The following is an 11,130-nucleotide window of genomic DNA, read 5'->3' on the forward strand; positions in this document are numbered from 1 at the left end:
TTCCTGCCTACGGCCCGTGCTTCCCCCCACCAGTCCGCAAAGATGCCCGTGAGCGTGACCTTTTCCTTGGGGGGAGAAGGTGAGGGGGCCCCAGGACTCTGGGATGCCCGCTGAGGGCTTTCAGGCCTTTGGGTTGTCCATGGCACCACAAGCGCTCCTTGGGCTTCCTCTGGCTTCACAGCACCATTGCGGACGCATGAGTAGAGGGCTGCAAGTTGGCCCACCGCTGCACTGTTGCGAGCGGCGGCTACAGAGCGCTCATGCGTCCTCAGGGAAAACCTCACGACACGACCAAAGGAGGCGCGAATCATGGGTTCCTCGCCGGACGAATCAGGGGGGAGGGACAGGACCGTGCAGTGGCCCTTCAGGCGGCTCTGAAGGTCACAGGGGACATGCGCACAGAACTGATGAAAGCTACTATCGGAGCGCCTTGTGGGCCTAGGCGTTCTCAAGACCATTCTGCACCGCCCGTTTACACCGGTTGGGCAGCAGGTCACTTATGATGCGGAAGGAAACTTGTGCTCTCTCAAGCGGTTAGGCCGCATATGAGAGCCGAGTGGTGCCMAGGAGAGGACTCGAACCTCCACGCCCTTGCGAGCGCCAGCACCTGAAGCTGGTGCGTCTACCAATTCCGCCACCTGGGCAACGGCGGTTCGTTTACGGGGGCGGATGGAGGCTGTCAACGGGGATATCGAGCCGGCATGCGCCTATCTGTGGAATGTTCGCCTTCACAGCGCAGGTTCGATCCACTAGGACAGCGGCAAGTCCTCGGCGGAGCTTGAGAAATATGGCCACCCAGACCCCGTCCTCGCAGCTGATCACGGTTTTCGGCGGCTCCGGCTTCATCGGCCGCCATGTCGTGCGTGCATTGGTCAAGCGCGGATACCGCGTGCGCGTCGCGGTGCGCCGGCCCGATCTCGCCGGTTTCCTGCAGCCGCTCGGCACCGTCGGGCAGATCATATCGGTGCAGGCGAATCTGCGCTATCCCGATTCGGTTGCTGCTGCGGTGCGTGGCGCGGATGCGGTGATCAACCTCGTCGGCATTCTCCAGGAAGGCGGCCGGCAGAGCTTCTCGGCCGTTCAGGCCAATGGTGCTCGTGCCGTCGCGCAGGCCTGCGCTGCCCACGGCATCACCCGTCTGGTCCAGGTTTCCGCAATTGGCGCCGCGCGTGAATCACGGTCCGCCTACGACCGCAGCAAGGCAGAAGGCGAGGCTGCCGTTCTGTCGTTGGTTCCCTCGGCCATCGTCCTGCGCCCTTCGATCGTCTTTGGGCCGGAGGATTCCTTCTTCAACCGCTTCGCTTCGCTCGCCCGGATGCTGCCTGTCCTGCCCTTGATCGGCGGCGGTGAGACCAAGTTCCAGCCTGTCTTCGTTGGCGATGTCGCCGAGGCTGCKGCGCGCGCCATCGACGGGACGATCACTGGCGGCCGAATCTACGAACTTGGCGGGCCTGAGGTGAAGAGCTTCAAGGAGCTGCTGACCTATGTTTGCGAGGTGACCGGCCGCAAGCGTGTGTTGGCGTCGCTGCCGTTCCCGCTGGCGCGGCTTCAGGCGCGCATTCTGGAAATCGTCAACACCCTGACGCTCGGCTTGCTGCCGGACGAGCTGATGCTGACGCGTGATCAGGTCACGCTGCTCGAGATCGATAATGTCGTCTCGAAGCAGGCGAAGGCGGAGGGGCGTTGCTTCGAGGGAATCGGAATCACCCCGACCTCGGTCGAGGCCATCGTGCCGTCCTATCTCTGGCGTTTCCGCAAGACGGGCCAGTTCGACACAGCCCGCGTCGGCTAGATGTGAGCTCTCAATAGGTTGTCCATCCGGTCCCGAGCGAGGAAGCTGAGGTTGCGAAGCTTCAGTCTCCATCGAAGGAGGACCGGATGAACATCCATAAGAATGCCCGTCTGACGCAGTTGGGTCGAGAGCGGATCGTGCGCATGGCGGCGGCAGGCACGGCCTCTGGCGTGATCGCCAAGGCGGCCCGCGTCAGCCTCAAGACCGTCCATAAATGGATCGCCCGCTTCGCCGCCGAGGGCATGGCCGGGCTGGCGGACCGCTCGTCGCGTCCGCGCCGGCTGCATCGCCCGACGCCGGCAGGCCAGGTCGAGCAGATCATCGCRCTGCGGCGCCAGCGGCTGAGCGGCMAGGCCATCGCCAAGCAGGCTCAGGTCTCGCCGGCCACGGTGAGCCGGATCCTGCGRCGRGCGCGGCTGAGCCGGATGCGCGACCTCGACCCGGCCGAGCCGGCGCGCCGCTACGAGCGCGCTCGCCCSGGCGAACTGATCCATCTCGACATCAAGAAGCTCAACCGGTTCAGGGAGCCGGGGCATCGCGTCACCGGGGATCGCAGCGCCGGCCGCAGCGTCGGGGCGGGCTGGGAGTTCGCCCATGTCTGCATCGACGATGCCTCCCGGCTCGCCTTCGTCGAGATCAAGCCGGACGAGACGGCGCTCAGCGCGGTCGCCTTCCTCAGGGCCGCCGTCGCCTATTACAAAGGCCTCGGCGTCTCCGTCGCGCGCGTCATGACCGACAACGGCCCCTGCTACAAAGCCCATGCCTTCCGCCACGCCTGCCGCGAGCTCGGCCTGCGCCAGATCAGGACCAGGCCCTACACCCCCAGGACCAACGGCAAGGCCGAACGCTTCATCCAGACGGCGCTCCGCGAATGGGCCTATGCCAGACCCTATCCCCACTCAGATCGCAGAGCCGAAGAGCTGCCGCGCTGGCTCCATCATTACAACTGGCATCGCCCCCACGGCGGGATCCAGGCCAATACCCCCATCAGCAGACTCGCTCTCGACGAGGACAACCTGTTGACGCTCCACATCTAGCAGGGCAACGCTCGCCGCGCGGCGACAATGCTTGTCGGGAATCTTGGCCCTGRCGCGCGGATTGTCGGTTCAACGCGCCTTCGGCTTAGCCGGACACGCCAGGAACCATTTGGCGCGGTCATCCCCACATGGATGACCTCAGATCGGGAACGATCTCTGGCTGCAATCCGATCGTCGCGTAAGTCTCCGGCAGATTATTGGGAACATCGCGGCATCTCGCCACTTATGGAGGAAAGGCCGCAGGAGCCGGACGACAATGGCTGACGCGCATGGATTTCGCAGGCCTGTCGTGGAGCCCAGCAAGCCGCGGCTCCTGCATGTTCTGGGCCCCGGGCTGATCACTGGCGCATCTGATGACGATCCAAGCGGGATCGCGACCTATTCCCAGACCGGGGCGCAGTTCGGCTATATGACGACCTGGACGCTCGTCTTTTCCTATCCTTTGATGAGTGCCATTCAAATCATCAGTGCCCGGCTGGGACGCACCACAGGACATGGGATCGCAGGAAATCTGCGTCGGCATTATCCCGATTGGCTGGTCTATGGCGGCGTAACCCTGCTTCTTGTTGCAAACATCATCAATATTGGAGCGGACATCGGTGCGATGGCAGATGCCTTGCGCCTGCTCGTGGCTGGTCCGCAGCTCGTCTATGTCATTATATTTGGAATTGCTTGCATCCTTATGCAGGTTCTACTGGAATACAAACGTTATGTCAGTGTGTTGAAATGGCTGACGATCGCCCTTTTCGCTTATGTCGGAACCCTGTTTTTTGTAAAGATCGATTGGTTGGAATTGGGGCGGAGTCTTATACTTCCAAGCATATCTTTAAGGGCTGATTATTTGACTGCAATCGTCGCGATACTGGGCACGACGATCAGCCCTTATCTGTTCTTTTGGCAGGCCTCCCAGGAGGTCGAGGATATCATGGCGAATCCGAAGCGCGAACCGCTCAAGGAGGCGCCCCGGCAAGCCGATGACGCCAAGGCGCGCATACGGCTCGATACTTTTGTGGGTATGGGATTTTCGAATGTCATCGCGCTGGCAATCATGGTCACGGCCGCAGCCACGCTGCATGCCAATGGCGTGACGGACATTGAAAGCTCTTCGCAAGCTGCGGAAGCATTGAAACCCGTCGCTGGCGTCTTTGCCGAAGGACTTTTCGCGCTTGGCATTGTTGGGACCGGCCTGTTGGCCGTCCCCGTTCTCGGCGGATCAGCAGCCTATGCCGTCGGCGAAACGCTGCGCTGGCCGACGGGGCTCGATCGCAAGCCGAAGCATGCGAAGGCGTTCTACGTCACAATTGCGGTGGCAACCCTTTGCGGAGTGGCGTTGAATCTGACGCCGATCAATCCGATCAAGGCGCTCTACTGGAGCGCCGTCATCAACGGCATCGTGGCCGTTCCGATCATGGTGCTGATGATGGTGATGGCAACCCAGCCACGGGTGATGGGCGTACAAACGATCGGCCGTGGACTGACCTTCTTTGGTTGGCTTTCGACCGCTGTGATGGCCGTCACCGCCATTGGAATGGTGGCTACCAGCCTCCTGTAGCACGGCGTGCACAGGGCGAAACGCGCGGACAACACGTCTGCAATCGCGGCAGCGGCCTGGCACACTGGCGGTAAGGAGCGTTGGGCATCTCTCCAAGGCTCCCTCTGCCGGCTTCGGCATATCGCTTCAAACCGCAGCGCCGCCGGGGGGCGCCCTGTGGACGACGCAGTCATCGACATCTGGGTGGGAAACCACGGCGAGGTTTCAGTGTCGCATCGGCTCAGCCTGGACTGGTTGAACTTCCTGTTGGCGGATTTGCGTGGGGGCCTTGGGCCCTATGTCAACGTGTTCCTCCTGACGGATGTCGGGTGGGATCAAGCGACGATCGGGGCGCTCCTGACCGTAAGCGGGCTGATCGGCATTGCCTTTCACGCCCCGATCGGCGCCTTGATCGATGCCACGCGGGCCAAGCGGGCCCTCATAGTCGGCGGGGCCTGGGCCCTGGCGACGCTGGGCGCTGCCATTGCGACGGTCCCGACACTCGCCGTTGTCTTCGTCGCGGACGTCAGCATGGCGCTGCTGGGGGCCGTCTTTGCACCGACGATTGCGGCGATCACGGTGGGAATGTTCGGGCCGCGCGGCATTGCCCGGCAACTTGGGCGCAATGYCGCGTATGACCGCATCGGCAATGTGTTCATTGCTGCACTTGCTGCGCTGATCGGCACCCATTTCGGGCAACGCGGCGTCTTCTACATGCTTCCGCTGTTCGCAGGATTGGCGACGATTGCCGCGCTTTCGATTCCCGCGAGCGCGATCGACCATCGATTGGCCCGCGGTCTCGAAGGACCGAGCCGCGACCGGGGCGGTCCCTATGCATGGCGACGGCTGTTTGCCGAGCGGCCCTTTGCGGTGCTCGCGATCGGAGCTGCATTGTTCCATTTCGCCAATGCGCCGATGCTGGCCCTTGCGAGCCAGAAGCTTGCCTTGGAGGCCAAGGGCTTCGAGACGGCCGTGACGTCCGCGGCGATCATCGTCGCCCAACTGGCGACGATCCCGATGGCTTTCCTTGTCATGCGGGCCAATCTCATCGGTGGGAAGTGGCTGCTGACGCTGGCATTCGCCGCTGTGCCTCTGCGCGGCATCCTGTTCGCGCTTGTCGATGACCCCTACTGGATGATCGGCTTCCAACTTCTCGACGGAGTCGGCGCAGGGCTGTTCGACGTGTTGCTCCCGCTTATTCTTTATGGTGCCGTCCGTGGCAGCGGTCGTTACAATATGGCTCGCGGGATCATCGGCACGATTCAGGGCATTGGCGGTGCGTCGAGCTATGTGTTTGCCGGCAGTCTCGTGGTCTGGGCCGGATACAGCGTTGCCTTTGCCGTGCTGTCCGCAGTGGGGCTGGTCGCGCTTATCCTGATGGTGATGGCAATGCCGGAAACGGTCCCCCGGATCCAGGCCGGGCAGGCTGCCGGCGGTCAAGGCGTCCGAACTTTTCCGCCCGACCGGAGTTGCTAGCTCGCCGTCCCGGCAGGCGTCAGCGGCGTTTGGAGAAATCGGATGCGGATTGCGCAAGTTGCACCGCTGGCCGAGTCGGTTCCGCCGAGACTGTATGGCGGGACGGAGCGGGTCGCGTCCTGGCTCACCGAAGAGCTCGTTCGGCAAGGACATCAGGTCACTCTGTTCGCATCGGCCGATTCAACGACGTCCGCCGAGCTTGTCGCTTGCGCACCGCAGGGCTTGCGACTTGCGGGCATTCGCGATCACACCGCGAGCCATCTTGCGATGCTTGCGAAGGTCCGGGCGCGTGCGGCTTCCTTCGACATTATTCATTTCCATCTCGATCTGCTGCAGCATGCCTTGTTCACGGATCTCGCGCACAAATGCGTGACGACGCTGCATGGCCGCTTGGACCTGCCCGATTTTCTCCCGGTCTATGAGGCCTTCCCCCAGATGCCGCTGATATCGATTTCCGATTGCCAACGGAAACCGATGCCGGCAACTGCGAATTGGCTGGCGACCGTCCATCACGGATTGGGTCCGGKCCTTTGCCCGTTCGACGCGCGGGGAGGGGCGTATCTGGCCTTCCTCGGGCGCATCACGCCGGAGAAGCGACCGGATCGGGCGATCGAGATCGCCAAGCGTGCCGGCATGCCGCTCAAGATCGCGGCGAAGGTCGATCCGGTTGATGAGGAGTATTTCAGGACCCGAATCTTGCCGCTGCTCGATCATCCCTCAATCGAGTTCATCGGGGAAATCGACGAGGCGCAGAAATCTGCGTTCCTCGGCGGAGCCTGTGCCCTTCTGTTTCCGATCGATTGGCCAGAGCCGTTCGGGCTTGTGATGATCGAAGCGATGGCGGCGGGAACGCCGGTTATCGCTTGGCGCAACGGTTCCGTGCCTGAAGTCGTAAGGGATGGCGTATCCGGGATCCTCGTCGACTCCATCGCTGAAGCCGTTGCCGCTGCAAAGCATAGCGTTGCCATGGATCGCTTCCAGGTCCGGCGGTATTTCGAAGGCCATTTCACCGCCGCCCGGATGGCGACCGACTATCTCGACGCCTTCGATCACCTGCTGCGTTCGCCAGGGCACACCCGAAGGGCCGCAGAATAGACGCAGAACCATGACCCAATCCGCACGGACCTGCCTGATCTCCAGCGAGGAGGAGCAGTGGGATGAATGAGCACAGCGTCGCCGCAGGCGAGCGCCAGATCCCGCCTCTGCAGGAACAACTGGCCGAGCACGCCCTCGATGCCCACCCGTCGCTCGTAGAGCGCCCATTGCGCACACTGAAGGCGGGCGATGCGTTCGCTGTTCTCGACAGCTATGGCGACCTGGGCATCACCCCCGACACGTCGGAGGGGCTATTCTGCAACGACACCAGGCACCTTTCGCGGCTGCAACTCTTCTTCGAAGGCAAGCGTCCACTCCTTCTCAGCTCGGTCATCCAGGACGACAATGCTTCCTTGACCGTCGATCTGGCCAATCCTGAGATTGCCCGGAATGATGGCACGACCATCATTCCGCGCGATGCGATCGCCATCGAGCGGACAAAATTTCTCTGGAACTCCGTTTGCTATGAGCGTGTCGGATTGCGCAATTTCGACCGTGTTCCGCACGATTTCAAGATTTCCTTGTCTTTCGCGGCAGATTTCCGGGATCTCTTCGAAGTCAGGGGTATGAAACGCGCGCATCGCGGCGAAGTCGACGTCCTCATGTCTTCGCAGATTGCGCGTTTCCTCTATCGCGGCCTCGACGACAGGGTGCGCAGAACCGTTCTTCGATTCGAGCCTGAACCTGTTCAATTGACCAGGGACTTTGCGTCATTTCAATTTTCGCTCAAGCCAGGCGAGCGAACGTCGCTCCTTATCGCCATCGCCTGCGACGTGCTTGACGCACCCAATCGAGACATTCGTTCCGGAGAGGACGCCCCCGGCGCCCCACCTCAGGGCTTTGCCAAGGCCTACCAGGACGCTCGCCGAGACCTGCGCGCTCTGACTTCCAATATTGCCAAGGTAGAGTCTACGAATACACTCTTTTCAGATCTTATCTATCGCTCGACATCGGATCTTTACACGCTCATGACCCGGAGCGCCGACGGAGTTTACCCCTATGCTGGCATTCCGTGGTTTTCGACGATGTTCGGGCGCGACGGCATTATCACGGCAATGATGTTGCTATGGACCGATCCCTTGGTGGCGCGGGGCGTACTGCTGCAGCTGGCGAAGGCACAGGCCATCGCCCCTGACCCTGAAGCCGATGCGCAGCCGGGCAAGATCCTGCATGAACGACGACACGGAGAGATGGCCAATCTCGGCGAGGTTCCATTCGGACTCTATTACGGCTCCGTGGATGCCACCCCGCTCTTCGTCATGTTGGCCGGCCAGTATTTTGATCGAACAGGCGACCGGGCCACGATCGAGCAGATCTGGGCCAACGTCGAGGCCGCACTTCAATGGTGCGACACATTCGGAGATCGCGACGGCGACGGGTTTGTTGAATACTATCGCGAGACGGACAATGGCCTAACCAATCAAGGGTGGAAGGATAGTCACGATTCGATCTCGCATGCCGATGGCTCCTTGGCTCAGGGACCGATCGCCCTCGTCGAGGTTCAGGCCTATGTCTATGCCGCAAAGCAAGCTGCAGCCACCATGGCGAGCGCTCTCGATCTCGGCGAGCGCGCCCACGTCTTGCGGCGTGAAGCATCGATCTTGCAGGAGCGGTTMGATCGGGCTTTCTGGTGCGAGGATATCGGCTCCTACGCATTGGCGCTGGACGGAAACAAGCGGCAGTGTCGCGTCCGCTCTTCCAACGCCGGTCATGCTCTGTTCGGTGGCATCGCCTACCCCTCGCGGGCGGCGCAGGTCGCCCAGTCACTCATGAGTGAAGGGGGGTTCAGCGGCTGGGGCATTCGCACGCTCAATGTCAATGAAGCCCGCTACAATCCGATGTCCTATCACAATGGCTCGGTGTGGCCTCATGACAACGCGCTGATCGCGCTCGGCTTCAGCAATTACGGCCTGAAAACTGAGGCTGCACGGCTGTTCGAGGCGATCTTTGACGCGGCCGCCTATCAGGAACAGCGCCGCCTGCCGGAGCTCTTCTGCGGCTTCCTGAGACGGCGTCGACGTGGACCGACTGCCTATCCCGTCGCTTGCTCGCCTCAGGCCTGGGCTGCAGCCGCGCCCTTCGCGATGCTGGCCGCTTGCCTGGGGCTGCAATTGCCGGCGGCGACGAACGAGGTCAAACTCCTGGATCCCGTCCTGCCTTCGTTTCTCGACGATGTGACAATTCGCGGGCTGAGACTTGGGGCCTCACGATTCGATGTGCGCGTGCATCGGCATGAGAGCGATGTCACGATCAATGTCCTGAAGCGGTGGGAAGACAGCAACGCTCGCGTCGTTCTGGTCAAAACCAAGTAATCCGGGCAGGGGGGCTGCGCCTCCAGGACGAACTCGCCGGCGACCGAGGTTGCGCGGATCGGTGTCCATGCTTTCCGCGCCGCAGGGAGTAGGCGATGCCTGCATTGCCTCGGAAGCAGAGGGGGTCTTTCTGGCAAGCGTCGCTTCAATTTTCAGACGTGATTTCAATCTCTTCGAGGCAAGAGTGAACGATCCACTTCGAAGCTGAACCGGATTCCAATTTCCGGCCGGATGTTCTAATCACACGCGATGGATACCGTCGCGCCGCATGAACTCTTTCCCCATGTCCGCATCGTAATGGGCATGATCATCGGCCTCGGCATCACCCGGATGCTGACCGGCATCGCCGGTTTCATCCAGCATCCCGATCGTTATCGCGTCTCGATGCTTCACATGCTCTGGGTCGGCTCGATCCTGCTGGAACTCGTGCTGTTCTGGTGGTGGGAATTCGGGCTGTCGCGCATCCCCAACTGGAGCTTCGGCGTCTACATCTTCCTGATCGGCTACGCGATCGTGCTCTATTTGCTGTCGGCGCTGCTGTTTCCGGACAACGTCGCTGAATATGCCGGCTACGAGGACTTCTTCATCAACCGGCGGCGCTGGTTCTTCGGCCTCATGGCGACGTCCTTCATTCTCGACGTGGTCGATACCCTGATCAAGGGCACGGAGCGCTGGACCCAACTCAGCGGCGATTACTTGATCCAGGTACCGATTGGCCTGGCTCTCTGTCTCGTTGCCTGTGTTTTCGCGCAACGTTGGGTCCAGATGTCCATGGCTGCCGTGCATCTTGCCTATCAGGGCTATTGGATCGGGCGCATCGTCTACAACATGCAGTGACGACGCGGCCCGATCGGAACTTCAGCCGGAACGAGCCGGGTCGCGACTGCAGGCGACCTTATGGAAACCTTGCGCGCCAGTGCCTGAGCCAGGGCGCCGGCAAGGCCGGCAGCAAGGCGCTCGACCGCTCCTCGGCAAAAGGCAGGTTGATCGGCAGTGCGAGGGTTGGGTACGGTGAGCCATCGTCACTGCATACTGGCCTTATGCTGCAAACCTCCGCTCGACTGCCTGATCGGCAGTCCCTTTCMGGCAATGCCGTGCTCGTCGGACAGAAACCGGGCCGGTCATTCGTCGAGTGAAGGGCTGCTTCCCCTCCCGGTAACGTGTTAGGTTCCCGATCGATGGACGAGACGACTCAACAGCTCATTGAGATGCTTGAGGGCTCCCCGGTCCTGGTCGCCCTGTATGACCAGTTCGACCGGCTTCGAAAGGCGAACCGAGCCTTTCGCCAGGCCTATTCCATCCGCGCCAGCGAGGATCCGTCCTGGTCGGAGATCATGCGCCGGAATTTTTCGGCGGAAACGGGGACGGTCGTTCGAACCAAGAATTTCGAGGAATGGCTGATCTCGACGCAGTCGCGGCGAGGCAAGGTCGGGTACCGCGCCTACGAGACCGATCTGCATGACGGGCGGTGGCTCTGGATGACCGAGATGGTCAGCGATGACGGCTGGATGCTCTGCATCGCGAGCGTCACGACCGATCTCCATTCCGACAAGAGAACTCTGCGCCAGGACCGGGACAGTGCGGTCAAGGCCTCGTACACGGACGAACTGACGGGGATCGCCAACCGCCGGTTCGTGATGGCCCGGATCGACGACATGCTGCTTCAACGGCGCCTGGACAGCCGGCTGACGGGCTGCCTGGCCGTTCTCGATATCGACCATTTCAAGGTCATCAACGATCGCTTCGGGCATGCGGCCGGGGATGAGATCCTGTGCAGATTTGCCAAGGAGATCCACGCGAATGTCAGGCGCTCCGATTGTTTCGGCCGGGTCGGCGGCGAAGAGTTCGTCCTGGTCATGCCCAGGACATCCGCTGCCGAGGCTGCGC

General features: G+C 61.8%; 8 protein-coding genes and 1 tRNA gene. 8 read left to right on the forward strand and 1 reads right to left on the reverse strand.

Going from position 1 to position 11,130, the window contains the following annotated elements; genetic code table 11:
• Positions 1–557: 557 nt before the first annotated feature.
• Positions 558–644, reverse strand: a tRNA-Leu gene (locus AC1DJT_RS10490).
• 143 nt (positions 645–787) lie between these two features.
• Between AC1DJT_RS10490 and AC1DJT_RS10495 the strand changes: the two genes are divergently transcribed.
• The 8 genes from AC1DJT_RS10495 to AC1DJT_RS10530 all read left to right on the forward strand — a co-directional run.
• Positions 788–1,792: a complex I NDUFA9 subunit family protein gene (locus tag AC1DJT_RS10495; RefSeq protein ID WP_476769972.1), complete on the forward strand. Its 1,005-nt coding sequence runs from the start codon at positions 788–790 to the stop codon at positions 1,790–1,792.
• Positions 1,793–1,878: 86 nt separating this feature from the next.
• A complete protein-coding gene (locus tag AC1DJT_RS10500; protein WP_476834025.1) occupies positions 1,879–2,829 on the forward strand; it encodes an IS481 family transposase in 951 nt (316 codons plus the stop codon).
• Between the two features lie 256 nt (positions 2,830–3,085).
• Positions 3,086–4,381 carry an NRAMP family divalent metal transporter gene (locus AC1DJT_RS10505; RefSeq protein WP_441491013.1) on the forward strand — a complete coding sequence of 432 codons (1,296 nt, stop codon included), beginning with the start codon at positions 3,086–3,088 and terminating at the stop codon, positions 4,379–4,381.
• Positions 4,382–4,537: 156 nt separating this feature from the next.
• Entirely contained in the window at positions 4,538–5,836 is a 1,299-nt protein-coding gene (locus tag AC1DJT_RS10510; protein ID WP_476834026.1) for an MFS transporter, read from the forward strand.
• A gap of 42 nt (positions 5,837–5,878) precedes the next feature.
• Complete coding sequence (locus AC1DJT_RS10515; RefSeq protein WP_476834027.1) at positions 5,879–6,931, forward strand: glycosyltransferase family 4 protein; 1,053 nt, start codon at positions 5,879–5,881, stop codon at positions 6,929–6,931.
• 62 nt (positions 6,932–6,993) lie between these two features.
• Positions 6,994–9,243, forward strand: a complete 2,250-nt coding sequence (locus AC1DJT_RS10520; protein ID WP_476834028.1) for an amylo-alpha-1,6-glucosidase — start codon at positions 6,994–6,996, stop codon at positions 9,241–9,243.
• Between the two features lie 249 nt (positions 9,244–9,492).
• The gene (locus tag AC1DJT_RS10525) at positions 9,493–10,080 is read left to right on the forward strand and encodes a hypothetical protein (protein WP_476770981.1); all 588 of its coding nucleotides are present in this window, start codon (positions 9,493–9,495) and stop codon (positions 10,078–10,080) included.
• A 341-nt stretch (positions 10,081–10,421) separates the two neighbouring features.
• Positions 10,422–11,130, forward strand: a 709-nt coding sequence (locus AC1DJT_RS10530) for a GGDEF domain-containing protein (protein WP_476834029.1), incomplete at its 3' end; no start/stop codon positions are given.

Source organism: Allobosea sp. 05T422_2 (assembly GCF_056396265.1).

What these genes read in the sequence shown, in the direction of transcription:
- AC1DJT_RS10505 (WP_441491013.1), top strand. Translation starts at nt 3,086, where the DNA reads ATGGCTGACGCGCATGGATTTCGCAGGCCTGTCGTGGAGCCCAGCAAG.
- AC1DJT_RS10525 (WP_476770981.1), top strand. Translation starts at nt 9,493, where the DNA reads ATGGATACCGTCGCGCCGCATGAACTCTTTCCCCATGTCCGCATCGTA.